General features: G+C 38.4%; 14 protein-coding genes. 10 read left to right on the top strand and 4 right to left on the bottom strand.

Annotation, left to right across the window (positions count from 1 at the left end):
- Positions 1 to 71: 71 nt before the first annotated feature.
- Entirely contained in the window at positions 72 to 635 is a 564-nt protein-coding gene (locus tag ACFXN8_RS15325) for a DUF5366 family protein (protein ID WP_386846249.1), read from the top strand.
- A gap of 122 nt (positions 636 to 757) precedes the next feature.
- Here ACFXN8_RS15325 and ACFXN8_RS15320 read toward each other — a convergent pair whose 3' ends face one another.
- Positions 758 to 2,611, bottom strand: a complete 1,854-nt coding sequence (locus tag ACFXN8_RS15320; RefSeq protein WP_386846247.1) for a transglycosylase domain-containing protein — start codon at positions 2,609 to 2,611, stop codon at positions 758 to 760.
- Between the two features lie 965 nt (positions 2,612 to 3,576).
- Here ACFXN8_RS15320 and ACFXN8_RS15315 point away from each other — a divergent pair.
- Both ACFXN8_RS15315 and ACFXN8_RS15310 read left to right on the top strand, forming a co-directional pair.
- Positions 3,577 to 4,164, top strand: a complete 588-nt coding sequence (locus ACFXN8_RS15315) for a peptidylprolyl isomerase (RefSeq protein WP_376074876.1) — start codon at positions 3,577 to 3,579, stop codon at positions 4,162 to 4,164.
- A 22-nt stretch (positions 4,165 to 4,186) separates the two neighbouring features.
- Complete coding sequence (locus ACFXN8_RS15310) at positions 4,187 to 4,399, top strand: hypothetical protein (RefSeq protein WP_386846245.1); 213 nt, start codon at positions 4,187 to 4,189, stop codon at positions 4,397 to 4,399.
- A gap of 194 nt (positions 4,400 to 4,593) precedes the next feature.
- Here the strand turns inward: ACFXN8_RS15310 and ACFXN8_RS15305 are convergent, their stop codons facing one another.
- Positions 4,594 to 5,766 (bottom strand): MalY/PatB family protein, encoded by a 1,173-nt coding sequence (locus ACFXN8_RS15305; protein ID WP_386846243.1) that lies wholly within the window; start codon positions 5,764 to 5,766, stop codon positions 4,594 to 4,596.
- Between the two features lie 72 nt (positions 5,767 to 5,838).
- On the opposite strand from ACFXN8_RS15305, the gene ACFXN8_RS15300 reads away from it, so the two are divergent.
- Positions 5,839 to 6,099 (top strand): DUF1871 family protein, encoded by a 261-nt coding sequence (locus ACFXN8_RS15300; RefSeq protein ID WP_082339692.1) that lies wholly within the window; start codon positions 5,839 to 5,841, stop codon positions 6,097 to 6,099.
- 639 nt (positions 6,100 to 6,738) lie between these two features.
- Here ACFXN8_RS15300 and ACFXN8_RS15295 read toward each other — a convergent pair.
- Positions 6,739 to 8,079 carry a sodium-dependent transporter gene (locus ACFXN8_RS15295; RefSeq protein ID WP_386846240.1) on the bottom strand — a complete coding sequence of 447 codons (1,341 nt, stop codon included), beginning with the start codon at positions 8,077 to 8,079 and terminating at the stop codon, positions 6,739 to 6,741.
- Positions 8,080 to 8,336: 257 nt separating this feature from the next.
- On the opposite strand from ACFXN8_RS15295, the gene ACFXN8_RS15290 reads away from it, so the two are divergent.
- The 3 genes from ACFXN8_RS15290 (at position 8,337) to yugI (ending at position 10,987) form a co-directional block, all read left to right on the top strand.
- The gene (locus ACFXN8_RS15290; protein ID WP_386846238.1) at positions 8,337 to 8,885 is read left to right on the top strand and encodes an RNA polymerase sigma factor; all 549 of its coding nucleotides are present in this window, start codon (positions 8,337 to 8,339) and stop codon (positions 8,883 to 8,885) included.
- Complete coding sequence (locus ACFXN8_RS15285) at positions 8,878 to 10,524, top strand: hypothetical protein (protein WP_386846236.1); 1,647 nt, start codon at positions 8,878 to 8,880, stop codon at positions 10,522 to 10,524. Before ACFXN8_RS15290 ends, ACFXN8_RS15285 begins: the two co-directional genes overlap by 8 nt.
- 85 nt (positions 10,525 to 10,609) lie before the next feature.
- The gene (yugI, locus tag ACFXN8_RS15280) at positions 10,610 to 10,987 is read left to right on the top strand and encodes a S1 domain-containing post-transcriptional regulator GSP13 (RefSeq protein WP_386846234.1); all 378 of its coding nucleotides are present in this window, start codon (positions 10,610 to 10,612) and stop codon (positions 10,985 to 10,987) included.
- 216 nt (positions 10,988 to 11,203) lie between these two features.
- Here yugI and ACFXN8_RS15275 read toward each other — a convergent pair whose 3' ends face one another.
- Positions 11,204 to 12,511: an AAA-type ATPase lid domain-containing protein gene (locus tag ACFXN8_RS15275; protein WP_386846232.1), complete on the bottom strand. Its 1,308-nt coding sequence runs from the start codon at positions 12,509 to 12,511 to the stop codon at positions 11,204 to 11,206.
- A gap of 145 nt (positions 12,512 to 12,656) precedes the next feature.
- On the opposite strand from ACFXN8_RS15275, the gene pruA reads away from it, so the two are divergent.
- The 3 genes from pruA to ACFXN8_RS15260 all read left to right on the top strand — a co-directional run bounded on the left by pruA (position 12,657) and on the right by ACFXN8_RS15260 (position 17,019).
- Complete coding sequence (gene pruA / locus ACFXN8_RS15270; RefSeq protein WP_386846230.1) at positions 12,657 to 14,201, top strand: L-glutamate gamma-semialdehyde dehydrogenase; 1,545 nt, start codon at positions 12,657 to 12,659, stop codon at positions 14,199 to 14,201.
- Positions 14,202 to 14,497: 296 nt separating this feature from the next.
- Entirely contained in the window at positions 14,498 to 15,691 is a 1,194-nt protein-coding gene (locus ACFXN8_RS15265; protein WP_376074868.1) for an ornithine--oxo-acid transaminase, read from the top strand.
- Positions 15,692 to 15,774: 83 nt separating this feature from the next.
- The gene (locus ACFXN8_RS15260; RefSeq protein ID WP_376074867.1) at positions 15,775 to 17,019 is read left to right on the top strand and encodes a Glu/Leu/Phe/Val family dehydrogenase; all 1,245 of its coding nucleotides are present in this window, start codon (positions 15,775 to 15,777) and stop codon (positions 17,017 to 17,019) included.
- The last annotated feature ends 33 nt before the right edge of the window (positions 17,020 to 17,052 follow it).

The raw sequence follows: 17,052 nt of genomic DNA, 5'->3' as shown, positions 1-17,052 counted from the left end.
TGCGATAGTGGAAGAATTTTGGATATATTATAAATAGGAAGTTATCAAAAAAAATAGAGGAAAAAATTTTTATGAAAAACCCTTATATTTATGGTTATCTACCATTAATTACAATTTTGTTATTTAGTTTGACGTTTGGTATGTATGCAGTAAGTGAATCGTTGCAAGTTTTTCATGCCATTGGAGTATATTCTGGCATGCGGGAGTTTTTATCCGATTTCGAGCTCCGTGTTTTTTTACTAATTGTCTTTGCTGGGATCTTTTTTATGTTATTTTCAGCATTAAAATTAGTAGGGGAAACGATTCATGAGCTTGGAATGTTATTTTTCTCAAAGGATAATGATGGTGCGACAGTTCATCAAGCACGAGGCGGATACATCATATTATTAGTCGGTGCAATATGTTCAGCCTTCGCTATTCAATTTATTTACGTTTTAGTAGGTATTTTTGTCTTAACCGTTTTTATCTACTTTATTTACCTTATCTATAAAATGAGTCATTTTATATCGATGGGTGGAACGATTGGCTTACTAGTATTTGAGCTATTTATGTGGACAATACTATTATCACTAATAATTTATGTTGTTTTAAAATTGTATAATGGCATCTTGGCAAGCTTACCGTTTGCACATTAAATGCCTCGGTTTACCTTAATTATTTATTCAATTACATAATGCCGTTAATCGAGGAAAGGAGCAGCCCTAGAGTGATGAATTTCACTCAGGGCTGCTCCTTTTCGTTGAGGATTTATGACTATTTACTGTAGTAAAACATTAAATAGTTGATGGTGAATCTTATAGTTTTCTAATCTCTCCATAGATTGTGGCTTATCATAGCCCAGCCATACTGCTGCGGTGTATTCATCATTTAATCCTGCAAGCCAGTAGTCGCGATAGTCGTTAGTTGTTCCTGTTTTCGCACCGACATAGTTACTTCTACTATAAACGCCTTGCCCTGTACCTTTAGTAACAACATCTGTAAGCATCGAACGCATATACTTAACCGTTTTCGGTGACCAAATTTGATCGCGTGTTGAATCCCAGCTGTAAAGCTCCGTGCCATCAGATGCTGTTACTTTACGGATGCTATGGGCAAGTACGTATGAGCCGTCTATAAAGCTTGTATAAGCATCTGCTAGCTCAAGTGCTGTAACACCATACGTTAACCCTCCCAAAGAGGCAGGAGCATAATCATGGTCTTTTGCCACGATGGAGCGGAAATGAAAGCGATCTAAGTAACTAAAGGCTGTGTCAATTCCGACTGTGTTAAAGAGACGGAGAGCCGATGTATTGTAGCTATATTGAAATGCTACTCGAATGGGTACATCACCGTATTTAAAGCCGCCATAGTTTTGTGGACAAAATGAGCCGACACAATAACTGCCACCGCTCACTATAGAATCAGGTGTGTGTGCTGTCGTTTCAAAGAAAGGAGCATATACCGCTAACGGCTTAAAGGCAGAGCCTGGCTGTCGCGTTCCTTGAAAGGCCCGATGATAACCAAACTTTTCATAGTTTTTCCCCGCATAAAGACTAACTACTTCACGAGATTTATTATCAATAACTGCTCCAGCTGCTTGTAATTTGCCTGAACCTAGAATGGCAGTCATCTTTTGCTCATCATGCGCTTGTTTGTCTGGGTTAAGCGCGGTATAAATCGTTAATCCATTTTGAAATAATGTATTGAGTCGATTATCTAGCTGCGCTTTGATTTTTTTCTTTTCTTCTTCACTTTGTGTATTTGCAAGACGATCTGAATAGCCTTCTTTTTCTGCAACTAACCATCTAAGCTCTTGTAGGACGTAAGTGCTGTACATAGGGTAGCTTTGCGCTTTATTCTTTACATTTAACGTGATCGTTTCAGCTTTATATGTAGTGGCATCTTCTTTTGTTATAGCGCCGCTCGTTGCGAGTGTATCTAATAACCGCTCTTGTCTCGCTTTTGTTTTTTCAAAATTTTTTAAAGGATTATACAATGAGGGGTTATTTGGAATAGCCGCAATAAATGCGATTTCAGCTATAGATAATTCTTGGAGTGGTTTTTGAAAATAATAGGTAGCTGCTCCACCGATTCCATAAACTTGATTGCTAAAATAGGCTTCATTTAGATACATCGTTAAAATCTCGTCTTTATCAAATTCTTTCTCAAGCTCATAGGAGTAAAAAACCTCTGTTAATTTTCGCTCATATGTTTTTTCGTCGGATAAATAACGCATACGAACGAGCTGCTGTGTAATAGTGCTGGCACCTTGAGACGCTGAATTTGAGTTTGAATTAGCAACAACTGCACGGATGATAGCACTGAGGTCAAAGCCGATATGCTCATAAAAATGAGCGTCCTCACTTGCGATAAAAATTTCCTGGGCAATTTTGGGTATTTCTTGTAGTGTTAGAGGATGCCTCCATTCGACATATTCCTCGCTAAATGTATTGCCATTTTGATCAATAAGTGTTACTGGAAGCTGTGTCTGAACTTCCGGTAAGTGAATAGCGCTAGCAATTTTCTCCTCATGCGCTTGTGCCGCATTGATTTCCGTCCTAATATTTGTACTAATCCACCAAAGGACAGGTAAGGAGAGTAAAATGATAATAAAACCAAAAGCCTTTTTCATGTGTGCCTCCACTCTAAATATGAGTCATTCAAAAGAATAACATAATTTGGATGGTTTCCAAATACTCGTTCAGACCTATTTGCAATTTTGTTGGCTCTTCGGCAAAGCGAGGGGGTGATTTCCGTTTCGGCTGGACGCTTTGTTGCTGCCGCTTCGCTTTCGCGCAGATAAAACATTTGTAGCTGACGTTGGTCACGAAGGCGTTATCACAGGATGTGATGATTTTAGCCTTCGTTCCTCTAGCGCTGATCCCCAAGGAGTCGTCCAGCCGGAACGAAGATCAACTTATCCACATGACATACGTTTTAACAAAATGACATCCAACTTTTTAGTTTGATCGGGACCTTTTCAGGAGTTATCGCCCAACTTTTAAATTTTATCTACCAACTGTCACGTTTTATCTACCAACTTCTGAATTTTATCGACAAACTTTCACGTTTTATCACCTAACTTTTAATTTTTATCGACATCCACATTCAGAAGAACAAAAAGGATTCACACACAAAACTGTGCGTGAATCCTTTTACTTTATTATGTCGCCCAGACTCCACTCCACTCCACATAGCATATCACTCTAATATATAGTCATAAAACGATGCTTCAGTAAGAGGGTTTCGTCTATGCAAAAGCGTAGCGTCAGTAACAAATGCTTTTTGTGCGAAGGCGAAGCGACAGCAACAACAACACGATGTTGGTCACGAAGGCGTTATCACAGGGCGTGATGCTATTAGCCTTCGTTCCTCAACTTGCTCTCACCTATTACACTGTCCCTAAGGAGGCGCCCAGTCGGAACGGAAAGCGACCTCACGCTTTGGTTATTAGCCAAAAAATTAAAAGTGCAAAAAATCGTCAATACTTTGGTGAAGAAAACCATTAAGAAGTATGTTAGACTAAAATGAGGTCAGAAATGATAGTACTATCATTTTCATTGAAACTGAAATTTTACATTTAAAGGAGAGACTTCAATGTTTCCACAATTAACAACAGAAGTACTTGAAGGCGAAGTACTTGTAGAAATGAAAACAACATTAGGTGCCATCAAAATTAAATTATTCCCAGAGCATGCACCAAAAACGGTTGAAAACTTCTTAGGCCATGCAAAATCTGGTTACTATGACGGCATCATTTTCCACCGTGTCATCCAAGACTTTATGATTCAAGGTGGGGACCCAACTGGTACAGGTATGGGTGGCGAATCAATTTGGGGTAACTCTTTCGAGGATGAGTTCTCTGAAAACGTATTTAATCTTCGCGGTGCTCTTTCAATGGCAAATGCGGGTCCAAACACAAATGGTTCACAATTCTTTATCGTACAAATGAAGAACCTTCCAAGTGATATGCTTCGTCAATTACAAGGTGCTGGCTTCCCAGAAGAAATTATTGAAGCTTATGCTAAAAATGGCGGTACTCCTTGGTTAGACCATAAACATACAGTATTTGGTCATGTTGTTGAAGGAATGGACATTGTCGACAAAATTGCAGATGCAGAAAAAGACATGCGTGATAAACCAGTAGAAGATGTGAAAATCGAGTCAATTACAGTTTTTGAATAATAATTGTAAGGACGTGTAAAACATGAAACATTTAATGTATCAATTTTTATATTTCCCAGAAGATAAATCAGGCTATGTTCCTGCAACTTTTGAATTTTTAATCATGCTTATTTTATGTATTGTTGTCTTTACCGTTTTCCGTAAGATTTCTAAGAAACAAGAAATGAAATCAAAGGAACTCGAAGCACGTATTCTTTCAGAGAAAAATAATACAAACAATCAGCAAAATATTTAAAAAAGCACTTTATATAGAAAGCCAGATGCCTCGCAGCCATTAAGGACTGCGGGGCATTATACTTTCTCATTAATCTCATGTTAAAATTTTGTCTTCGCTCCATTCTTCAAATGCTTCATCTCCATGTGATATATATTTTTCAAACAAAAAAGGATACCTCAGAAAAACTTGAGATATCCTTCACTATTTACTTCCTATTGCTGAAGTGCTTGCTTAAAGCGCTGAACACCATCTTTTACTGTGTCAAATGAGCAAGCAACGTTCATACGTAGGAAGCCATGACCCTCTTCACCATATTTTGATCCTGGCTCTAATGCAAGCTTGCCATGTTCCAGCAAACGTTTCATGATTTCTTTTTCATCAAGCCCTAATTCCCGATAATCAATCCAAAGTAAGTAAGTGCCCTGAGGTTTTTTAATATGGATACCAGGTAATTGCCCTAATTCAGCAATTACATAGTTCATATTGTTTGAAATGTAAGTAAGCATGTCATTTAACCATGTGGAACCCTCTGTATAAGCAGCCTGAAGTGCGACAGAAGCAAATGTATTTAATGATCCTTGCCCGCTAGCCATATGAACTGCTTCTAGTAGCATACGCTTTTTCTTATCCGTCACAATCATATAGGCAACCTGAATACCCGCTAGATTAAATGTCTTTGTCGGTGCCATGCACGTAATAATACGATCAATTTCATCACCAGCGATTTTTGCTAATGGTGTATGTTGTGAGCCATCCAACATTAAATCAGAATGAATTTCATCGGAAATAATCACTACATCATATTTTGCACATAGTCGTACAATTTCCTTTAATGTAGCTTCATCCCATACATAACCACCGGGATTATGTGGATTACACAATATGTAGGCTTTCACATTTTGAGCAAGTGCTTGCTCAAAGGCTGCAAAGTCATAGACATATGTCCCATCTTTTTCTACTAAAGGACAATTAACCACTTCTCGGCCATTGCTTTTTGGGATGTTATAAAATGGTGGGTAGACAGGTGAGGAAATAAGTACTTTATCTCCTAGATTTGTCAGTGCCTTAATACTATCCGCTAAAGCAGCAACAACACCATTACAGAAAACAATTGATTCTTTATCAATGTGCCAATCATAACGAGCATTCTGCCAGTCTATGATCGACTGTATCGCTTCATCGCTCACAAAGCTATAGCCGAAAACAGTCTTTTCAGCATGTTCTTGTAGTGCTTTTGATACGGCTGCTGGAGCAGCGAAATCCATATCAGCTACCCACATTGGTAGTATGTCTGAAGCATCTTGTACCCCGTATACGTTTTCCATTGCGTCCCATTTTACAGAGTTTGTACAAAGACGTTTAATAGTTTGATCGAAAATAGACAAGCAAATCACTCTTTTCTTTTTTATTTACTATGGTATCATACGAGTATGATAAAAGGATAATAGGTGAGTATTTTGGAAAATATAAAAATGAATCAAGCAGCCGTACATCTGCTAGAGGAGTGGGATCCATTCCACTTAGGTCCAGATCATTATGATACTGAAACCGCAGATGTTGTAGCGGCATTGCAAGGTATCGATGATCCATCTGTTCTTGCAAAGGTTATTCAAGAAACATATGAGCATTCGTTTGAAGAATGGATTCCATTTGAAGATTGTGTAGCCATTTCATATAAACTTATTGCGATAAAATTTGAAGCAAAATGCATTATTTAACATCTTTCAGCGGGTGTCCAAACATCCACTGAAATAGAGGAACTCAGTCTATGAACGCCACGTCCTGTGGCAACGACTGAGTGGCAACATCATGTTGGCCTAAAGCCTCCTGCGGATGTCGCGGAAATCGGAAAGGAGTTCTTAGAGGATGTTAGCCTAAAATCATCGCATCCATGCGATAACGGCTAACTGACCTGCATCGGTAAAAACGCCACGTCCTGTGGCATTACCGAAATGGCCGACATCGTGTCGGCCCTCGTGCAGGCCTAAGCACAAAGCCGATTCCGGACGCAATTATGCCGAGGCATAATTGATCTTCTTTCAGCGGTTGAAAATGCCTGAGTGACCAATATTGTATTGGCCTAACTTCTGGTGGATGTCATGGAATCGGAAAAGAGTTCACATAGGATGTTAGCCTAAAATCATCGCATCCATGCGATAACGGCTAACTGACCTGCATCGGTAAAAACGCCACGTCCCCTGTGGCATTACCGAAATGACCGACATCGTGTCGGCCCTCGTGCAGGCCTGAGCACAAGCCGAATTCGGACACAATTATGTTTTTGCTTTTCTATAGAAAACGAGGTTGTCTTTCAATTTTGAGACAACCTCGTTTTTTGCTATAAAATTGAAAGTCTTTTATTTAAACAACGGTAAAATCCCCTTGATGAAAATAATGAATATCGCTATCGGAGAAACATAACGGATTAAAATATACCAAATATTGAACAGCAGACTAGATGTTGCAAGCTCCTTTCGTGAGATGTCCTTTGTATAATAATAGCCTGCAAAAATAGAAATCAGTAAGGCTCCAATTGGCATACCAATATTATTCGTAAAAAAGTCTACAAAGTCGAAGATAGAGCGGTCTAAAATTTTTACATCAGATAGGATACCGAATGACAGAGCACTTGGAATACCAACGATAAAAATAATAGTACCGCCAATCCAAGCAATTTTTTTACGCTTTTCAGGCTTATCTCCAATTGCGATCGCCACGACAATTTCTAACATGGAAATGGAAGAAGTAACTGTTGCAAATAGTAAAAGTACGAAGAAAATCATTAAGAATAGACCACCAAGAGGTAATTGCTCAAAAACAGCAGGTAAAATAATAAATACGAGTCCAGGACCTTGGTCTGGTGTATAGCCAAGTGCGAACACTGCTGGGAAAATTACTAGACCTGCAAGTAAAGAAATAATGATATTCATCGATGCAACATTGATCGCTGAATTTCCAATCTTTTCTGTTCTTGATAAATAGGAAGCGTATGTGATCATTACCGCGATCCCGACACTTAATGAGAAGAAAGCTTGTCCAAGTGCCATTAAAAACGTTTCCGCATTTAAGTAGGACCAATCAGGGACGAACATAAATTTGACGCCTTCCATTGCACCGTCCAATGTTAAAGAGCGTATCACTAATACGATGAAGAAGACGAATAATAGAGGCATCATCCATGTACTAGCTTTTTCAATCCCACTTTTAATACCTGCTGATACAATCACTACTGTTAACAACATAAATAACCCTTGTACAAGGACTGCTTCAAATGGGCTTGAAATGATGTTACCAAATAAATCTGCATAATTAGTATTTGAACTAGAAGTATTGAGGTGGAATGTGATGGCGCGGCCCAAGTAACTTAAAATCCAACCACCAACAACACTGTAGAATGAAAGAATTAGACCGGCAATAATCATGCCACTCCATCCTATTAAGTACCACGGTTTTCCTGGTGCTTGTTCCTTGAACGACGTGACGGCATCCTTTTGCCCACGGCGACCAATCATAAATTCTGCAATTAACACCGGCAAACCGATGAAAAATGTACAAAGGATGAATAGTAAAATAAAGACACTTCCTCCGTTAGTACCCGCCATGTAAGGAAACTTCCAAATAGCTCCTAACCCTATAGCACTTCCAGCGGCAGCTAAAATAAACCCGATTTTAGATGTAAATTGATCTCTCGAAGACACAAAAATTAATCCTCCTTATACTAAGGCTTTATTTTACCGCAATATGCCCATAACACAAGCTAATTTCAGCAAATGATTTAGATGTTTTCACATTAATTTTGGTTTGTGCAGGAGGATAATTTTAGTAGCTGAATAGATGGTTTTAGCGGCGGAGTGCAAGGAAATCAACCACACTGTATGGTAAAGATCCAAAATATATTTAAATATGTAACAATTAGGAGGGAGGGTTCGTTACATATGCAAAGGGGGGGATGACTGTGACAGAAACTGAATTAATAGAACGGGCTCAGCAAGGAGACAAAGGCGCCTATATAGAGCTGATCCGAATACATCAGCGAACAGTTGAAAAGTTTGCTTTTCAATGCGGCGTGCATAGTAATGATTTAGCCGATGTTTCACAAGAGGTATTTGTGAAGCTCTATCGTTTTTTACATCAATTTAAGCAGGATCGTTTTACGACATGGCTCTATAAAATCACATTGAATGCAACGCGTGATTATTATCGCAAAGAACAACGAGAGCAAGCAAAGGAAGAAAGGCTAAGTGCACAGCAACAAATGCCCTCATCTTCGGCAGAAAAGCATGTCCTTAATTTTGAAGAGGATAGGTTATTACATAATGCTATTAAAGAACTTGATGAAAAATATCGTTATCCTCTTATATTATTTTACTTCCATGAATTAAAGTATGAGGAGATAGCAGAGGTACTAAATATTGCGTTATCAACTGTCAAAGTTCGTATATTACGTGCAAAGGAGAAGCTCAAAGTGGTGTTAATGCAGGAGGGGAGTGTTGATAATGGATGATAGACAGTTTGAAAAACGAATGGAGCTTCTAAAAAAATCCTATGATCGCCTAGAATCACAGCTAGATCCAGAAGCCGTTTTCGCACAAATCGAGGCAGAAGATGTAACACAACAATCACAAGAAACAGTAACAACTCAAAAGCCTCCCTCAAAATGGCAAAAGCCAGCCGTCTGGATAGCATGCATTGCAAGTGTACTTTTAGTAGGTGTTCTCGTTTCGTCGTATGTGATTAATCCATCGACATTTGTTCAAACAGCTGAACAAGAACAAGAAAAAGCATATGACGAATGGCTTTCAAACTTTACAAAAGAATATAAAGAAAAACGTGAACAAATGCGTAAAGAGCTCGACATTCCGGAGAAAGAGTTTAGTGAAATAGCATTAGTTCAAACTACAGACAATGAAGTGAACTCATTACCTAAAAGAAAAGAGTTGTTTCAAGGGGTACAGAACAAAAATAATAACTTTTTGAACAGTTTGGCAAAAAATACATTGGATAATCTACAAACGCCACGTGAGCAAATACAACTTATCGAAACTTACGGAAATCTTATGTCATTTGAAGAATCTTATTACTTTTATAGTGGATATTCATACCCAGCAGAAGAGATAGCAAACTATTATTCTAATAAGCTTGTTCAATATGAAAAAGTTTTATCACAAAAACCAAAAAGTCTACCTGCAGATCTAAATAAATTAATTGCTACAGCTAAAGAGCAATATTTAGAATTACAATATAATGGACAAAGTTATAGTTTTCGACCAAATCCTGTATTCGGGAAAGACGCGCCTGAATATATTGAACGCCTTCACCCAAATGTATTAGGATATTTTAAATACCTAGCTACGGGCTCATTGCTTGTTGGTGGAGATTTACTCTATTCTATAGAGGATTCCGCAACTATTCTGCGTCTCTATGAAAAAACGCTTGTAGCGGATAAATCTACTGAGACGGACAATTTTAACGTATTAAAGGGAGAGTTTGAAAATACATGGCTTGCCATTTTTAAGGGAACTGAAACCAATCCTATTCGTACAAAAACTGGTCAATTCAAACCTGAATATATGGATTTGTTAACTAAAATTGCGAATGGCGGATATGGTGAGGCAATGCGCAAAACAGCACAATTAATACTAGATGAAATAAAGTTATCGGGACAATCTAAAACGCTAGAACAGTTAACAACATATGATATCTGGATGGGAATTTTATATTTGCGAGAAGACACGTTTATGCAGACGGATGATGGAACAACTAGTATAGAGATTAATGAAGGTTGGATTGAGCAAACTAAATCTCTTTACGATGAGTATGTTAAAACGAAGAATGATGCAATTATAGAGACATTAAATCCAATTAATATCGTTAGTTTATTTTTATATGCTAATGGGATTGGTGATCGTGACATAGCTCAGAGACTTTTAACTGATGACTTGGATATAAATACAGTTGTTCAGTTTGATGGGATGGAAAATTTTAAAGCTCTTTATGAAATGGGAGGCTCGTCACTTAGTATTAGAACAATTGTAAAAGGTGCGGCGCAAGGGGTAATTGGACAGCAATTATCTTTCGAATTAATCCCTGTAGTAACCGAAAATGGTGAACAACATTACCTAATTAGTGCTATTAACGAATAAGGAGATTTTTTGCCCCACTAATTTACGTATGTTATAATTTATGGTGATATATACGTAGCAAACAAAAAGAAAGTGGGCAAAGTTTATGGGAAAAAAATATGAATTAGGAGACGTGTTGACTGGAAAAGTTACAGGTATACAGCCGTACGGTGCATTTGTTGCGCTTGATGAAGATACACAAGGCCTTGTGCATATTTCCGAAATTACGTACGGCTTTGTAAAGGACGTTAGTGAATTTTTGTCAGTTGGGCAAGAGGTAGAAGTGAAGATACTTGAAATCGATGAAGATGCCGAAAAAATTAGTTTATCGATTCGTGCTTTGCAGGAGCGCCCAGCTACATTGCGTAAAAAAGATGCACCACCACGTAAATCATTGCAGGACCGTGTAGATGAATCGGATGCGAATGGTTTTAATTCCTTAAAAGATAAATTACAGGACTGGATCGAGCAGTCAGGACAATAAAGTGAAACTTTAATCAGTGGGGCCCCCACTGATTATTAGTCTTCACCAATCGGGCTTTTACAGGCAGTTATTTTACTGGATTTTAGGTGGGAGTCTTATACCAGACGCTTCGCTTTCGGTACAGATCAATTACTGCCTGTTAATGCGGGATAAAAAACGGGGATACTTTCAAGTAGGAAAGTATCCTCGTTTTTTGTATTTAATTATAGCTGAAAGTTATTGGTTTTTTATTTTTCGAATTCGATACTGTAGGTTTTGACGACTCATGCCAAGTGCACTAGCGGCCTTTGTAATATTGCCTTCATATAAATTTAAGACGTTTTGCACATAATAGGATTCGGCTTCACGTAAATAAGCATCGAGCGGCATAACATCATTCTGTTGCTGGAACATAAAGAATTCCGGCTCGTGATTAGATACGTCTTGCTGCTGTACCTTGAAGCGGAAATGCATTGGTAATAAATCTGAGGTAACTGTTGATTCAGTGGTCATAAACGACACTGTTTCATCTAGTAATAGCTCAAGCTCCTTTAAGTTTCCTGGCCAATCATATTGCAAAAATAAATCCTGTACATCAGGTGATAATTCCGCGACATTTGAAGCAAATCGTTCTTGATGGCGGTTGAAGTAATCATCTACAAATGGAAGAATATCTTCTTTTCGATCTGTTAAATTAGGAATGGAAATGGCCATTGTAGCAAAGAAATAATACAGTGATTTTGAAAGTTTCTTTTCTGCGATCAATGTAATGGGGTCGCTTCCTACACTGCCAATGAGCATGTATTTTGACTGTGGAAGAGACTGTAAAACCTCTAATAGTTGCTCCTGAATGTCTAGACTTAAAAAATCAATGCGTTCAAAGAAAAAAGTGTATGTCTTGTCATCCTGTAAGTGCTTCTGTAATTTATCTAAAACAGATTGTGCAGAGTGACGACTTACTAGAGTTACAAATGCTTCAGGATCAGTCGATGCTGCATGGTGTATACCTTCTGCGACTAAATCCTTTCCTGTACCCGATTCACCAATAAGTAATACTGGTAGTTTCACTGCTGATGCTTTTTTGGCGTTTGCGATTACTTGTCGCATCGATTCAGAAACAGCTGTAATCATATCGAATGTTATAGGTTCACCATATCGACGAAGGGGCTGATAAACTAGTTTTTCGAGTGATGTAATGTCCCGAGCAAACTCAATAGCTCCAATTAGTTTATTTTCGACATAAAGTGGAAAAGTATCATTAATCGTTGTAATTTCATGGCCATTTTTATTCCAATACGTTTGTTTTACATTAATTTCCTTTTTACCTGTTTGTAAGACTCGCATTAAAGTACTTTCATGCTGGCGGAAAGAAAACATTTCAATAACAGAACGATCTGCTAATTCATCAAAATGAAATCCCTCAATTTCTTTCATCTTCGTATTATAAATAATTGTTTTGCCAGAAAGATCTACAGCATGAATACCAACAGTTACATTCGTTGTAATAAACTCATAAAAAGGGAGTAAGGGTTCGGAATTTTTCATAAAATTTGCACCTCAAAAATTTTTTACTTGAAATATGCAACAAAATTTTGCATTATTATAAGTGTAAGAATATTCTAAACGCAAAGATATTTTGCGTCAATGTTTTTTGCACACTTAAAACACATCTCACGAGGGAGGATATAGTATGATTTCATACAAACACGAACCATTCACAGATTTTACTCAAGAGGCAAATTACAACGCATATTTAGAAGCGTTAAATAAAGTAGAGAGTTATTTAGGTCAAGACTACCCACTTATTATCGGTGGCGAACGTATTACGACAGAAGATAAAATCGTTTCATATAATCCTGCAAAGAAAACAGAAGTAATTGGTCGCGTATCAAAGGCAAACAAAGAACTAGCTGAAAAAGCGATGCAAGCTGCAGACGAAACATTTAAAACTTGGAAAAAAGTAGATCCAGCTATTCGTGCAGACGTACTATTTAAAGCAGCGGCAATTATTCGTCGTCGTAAACACGAATTCTCTGCACTTTTAACAAAAGAAGCGGGTAAACCATGGGCTGAAGCTGATGCAGATACTGCAGAAGCAATTGATTTCTTAGAATACTATGGTCGTCAAATGCTACGTGTTAAAGAAGGTCAACCTGTAGAAAGCCGTCCTGGTGAATACAACCGTTATGACTATATTCCATTAGGTATTGGTATTGTCATTTCACCATGGAACTTCCCATTCGCAATTATGGCCGGGACAACGGTTGCAGCTTTAGTAACAGGTAACACTGTATTGTTAAAACCAGCTTCAACAACACCTGTAGTTGCTTATAAATTTATCGAAGTGTTAGAGCAAGCTGGTCTTCCAGCAGGTGCGGTGAACTTTGTACCAGGTTCTGGTGCAGAAGTAGGTGACTACTTAGTTGATCATCCAAAAACACGCTTCATCAGCTTCACTGGATCTCGTGATGTAGGTTTACGTATTAACCAACGTGCATCTGTATTAAATGATGGTCAAATTTGGATTAAACGTGTTATCGCTGAAATGGGCGGTAAAGATACAATCGTTGTTGATAAAGAAGCAGATTTAGAGCTTGCAGCACAATCTATCGTAAAATCAGCATTCGGCTTCTCTGGTCAAAAATGTTCAGCATGTTCTCGTGCTATTATCGTTGAAGATGTATATGACACAGTTGTTAATCGTGTAATGGAGCTTACTAACACGTTAACAGTTGGTGATCCAACAGACTTTAAAAACTTTATGGCAACAGTTATTGACCAAGCAGCATTCAATAAAGTGACAGATTACATTGAAATTGGTAAAGGAGAAGGTCGCCTTGTTGCAGGTGGTACAGCTGATGATTCAGTTGGTTACTTCATCCAACCAACAGTATTTGCAGACGTAGATCCTTCTGCACGTATTATGAAAGAAGAAATCTTTGGGCCAGTTGTAGCGATTGCAAAAGCTAAAGATTTCGATCAAGCAATTGATATTGCAAACGATACTGAATACGGTTTAACTGGTGCAGTTATTACAAATAATCGTATGAACTTAGAAAAAGCTCGTGAAGATTTCCATGTAGGTAACTTATACTTCAACCGTGGCTGTACAGGTGCAATCGTAGGTTACCAACCATTCGGCGGCTTCAATATGTCAGGTACAGACTCAAAAGCAGGTGGCCCTGACTATCTACAACTTCACATGCAAGCAAAAACAACTTCAGAAATGCTGTAACTTCTTTAGCAGAATGAAAGAAGTTATAGCCCTCGGCGTATGTCACGGATTCGGTTTTGTGCAAGCGCAAAACCGAATCTGGCCGGGGCTGATAAGAGAATCTGCGAGAATCTTCCTGGTAAAGTTGGCCCAGCAAGAACCGCAGACGCTAACGTTGTAGCGGCTTACCTAGGGGTAGCTAGGCCGATTCTTGTTTTTTATATTCAGAAAATGCGAAATTGTTCTATTAAATTTACTTATAGAAAAACATAGTCTTCCAAAGATTTTTCATCATGAACGTAAGGAGAGAATACTATATGACAAAAACAGATCAAGTTATTGAACAAACTCAAAATTTTGGTGCTGCAAACTATCATCCACTACCAATCGTCATTGCAGAGGCTGAGGGTGCTTGGGTAAAAGATCCGGAAGGTAATAAATACTTAGATATGCTATCAGCTTACTCTGCTGTGAATCAGGGACATCGTCATCCGAAAATTATCGCTGCGTTAAAAGAACAAGCTGATAAAGTAACATTAACTTCTCGTGCATTTTATAGCGAAAACCTTGGTGAATGGTATGAGCTAGTTGGGAAATTAACGAATAAACAAATGGTATTACCGATGAATACAGGTGCAGAAGCGGTAGAAACTGCATTTAAAGCAGCTCGTCGTTGGGCATATGATGTAAAAGGTGTAGAAGATGGCAAGGCTGAAGTCATTGCATGTAATGGTAACTTCCATGGCCGTACAATGCTTGCTGTATCTTTATCGTCTGACGAAGAATATCGTCGTGGCTTCGGTCCTATGTTACCGAATGTTAAGTTAGTAGATTACGGTAATCTAGAAGCATTAAAAGCTGCCATTACGCCTAACACAGCAGCGTTTTTAATTGAGCCAATTCAAGGTGAAGCTGGTATTGTCATTCCAACAGAAGGCTTCTTAAAAGCTGCTCGCGAGCTATGCCGTGAAAACAATGTTTTATTCATTGCAGATGAAATCCAAGCTGGTTTAGCACGTACAGGTAAAATGTTCGCATGTGATTGGGAAGAAGTAGAGCCTGATATGTACATCTTAGGTAAAGCTTTAGGCGGCGGTGTATTCCCGATTTCTTGTGTAGCTGCAAATCGCGAGATCTTAGGTGTGTTCAATCCAGGATCACATGGTTCAACTTTCGGCGGTAATCCGTTAGCATGTGCTGTATCTATTGCTTCAATTAAAGTATTACTAGATGAAAAATTAGCAGAGCGTTCACACGAACTTGGTGAATACTTTAAAGGGAAATTAAAAGAAATTAACAACCCAGTCATTAAAGATGTTCGTGGTCGTGGTTTATTTATCGGAATGGAATTAACAGAGGCAGCACGTCCGTACTGTGAAAAGCTTAAAGAATTAGGCCTATTATGTAAAGAAACACATGATACTGTCATTCGATTTGCGCCACCACTTGTTATTTCACAAGAGGATTTAGATTGGTCAATTGAGCAAATTGAAAAAGTTTTTAAAGTTTAACAAAATGTTCACATTTCAATTCGGAAGTATGTTACAATGATGCCGATATACTATCATTATAAAAACAAAGAGGCGATTTAATAATGTCTGAAAACTTAAATCTGTTCACATCAACTCAAGAAGTCATTCAAGAGGCTCTAAATAGACTTGGCTATGACGAAGCAATGTATGAATTGTTAAAAGAACCGCTTCGCATGCTACAAGTGCGTATTCCAGTGAAAATGGATGATGGTACAACAAAAGTATTTACTGGTTACCGTGCACAACATAATGATGCAGTAGGACCAACTAAAGGTGGGGTTCGTTTCCATCCGGCCGTATCTGAGGAAGAAGTTAAAGCGCTTTCAATGTGGATGACATTGAAATGTGGTATCGTGGATCTACCTTATGGCGGTGGTAAAGGCGGAGTCATCTGTGACCCTCGTCAAATGTCTATGGATGAAATCGAACGATTGAGCCGTGGATATGTACGTGCAGTCAGTCAAATCGTAGGACCAACAAAAGATATTCCTGCGCCAGACGTATTTACGAATGCACAAATCATGGCTTGGATGATGGATGAATACAGCCGTATGGACGAATTCAACTCTCCAGGTTTCATCACAGGTAAGCCACTAGTGCTTGGTGGTTCTCAAGGTCGTGACCGTGCGACTGCACAAGGTGTAACAATCGTTATCCAAGAAGCAGCGAAAAAACGTGGCATTGATATTAAAGGTGCGCGCGTTGTTATTCAAGGCTTCGGTAACGCAGGTAGCTTCCTAGCGAAATTCATGCATGATTTAGGTGCAAAAGTAATCGGTATTTCAGATGCTTATGGTGCACTACATGATCCTGAAGGTTTAGATATCGACTACTTATTAGATCGTCGCGATAGCTTTGGTACGGTAACAACATTATTTGAAAACACAATTTCAAACAAAGAATTACTAGAACTTGATTGTGATATTTTAGTGCCAGCTGCTATTGAAAACCAAATTACTGCTGATAATGCAAACAACATTAAAGCAAAAATCGTAGTTGAAGCAGCGAACGGTCCAACAACTTCTGAAGCAACTAGAATTTTAACTGATCGTGGCATTTTACTTGTACCAGACGTATTAGCATCTGCTGGTGGTGTAACAGTTTCTTACTTCGAATGGGTACAAAATAACCAAGGTTATTACTGGACAGAAGAAGAAGTTGAAGAACGTCTATACAAAAAAATGGTTGATGCATTTGAAAACGTTTATACAACAGCGACAACACGTAACATTAACATGCGCTTAGCAGCTTATATGGTAGGTGTTCGCCGCACTGCAGAAGCTTCACGCTTCCGTGGATGGGTTTAATCAATATTTAAATACAAAACGAGTCATTCCTAT

It is taken from the genome of Lysinibacillus sp. NPDC059133, assembly GCF_042755925.1.
Lineage (GTDB): Bacteria > Bacillota > Bacilli > Bacillales_A > Planococcaceae > Lysinibacillus.
This window is presented reverse-complemented; position numbering and strand designations above follow the sequence as displayed.

What these genes read in the sequence shown, in the direction of transcription:
- ACFXN8_RS15265 (WP_376074868.1), top strand. Translation starts at nt 14,498, where the DNA reads ATGACAAAAACAGATCAAGTTATTGAACAAACTCAAAATTTTGGTGCT.
- ACFXN8_RS15275 (WP_386846232.1), bottom strand. Translation starts at nt 12,511, where the DNA reads ATGAAAAATTCCGAACCCTTACTCCCTTTTTATGAGTTTATTACAACG.
- yugI (WP_386846234.1), top strand. Translation starts at nt 10,610, where the DNA reads ATGGGAAAAAAATATGAATTAGGAGACGTGTTGACTGGAAAAGTTACA.
- ACFXN8_RS15285 (WP_386846236.1), top strand. Translation starts at nt 8,878, where the DNA reads ATGGATGATAGACAGTTTGAAAAACGAATGGAGCTTCTAAAAAAATCC.
- ACFXN8_RS15315 (WP_376074876.1), top strand. Translation starts at nt 3,577, where the DNA reads ATGTTTCCACAATTAACAACAGAAGTACTTGAAGGCGAAGTACTTGTA.
- ACFXN8_RS15320 (WP_386846247.1), bottom strand. Translation starts at nt 2,611, where the DNA reads ATGAAAAAGGCTTTTGGTTTTATTATCATTTTACTCTCCTTACCTGTC.
- ACFXN8_RS15260 (WP_376074867.1), top strand. Translation starts at nt 15,775, where the DNA reads ATGTCTGAAAACTTAAATCTGTTCACATCAACTCAAGAAGTCATTCAA.
- pruA (WP_386846230.1), top strand. Translation starts at nt 12,657, where the DNA reads ATGATTTCATACAAACACGAACCATTCACAGATTTTACTCAAGAGGCA.
- ACFXN8_RS15325 (WP_386846249.1), top strand. Translation starts at nt 72, where the DNA reads ATGAAAAACCCTTATATTTATGGTTATCTACCATTAATTACAATTTTG.
- ACFXN8_RS15310 (WP_386846245.1), top strand. Translation starts at nt 4,187, where the DNA reads ATGAAACATTTAATGTATCAATTTTTATATTTCCCAGAAGATAAATCA.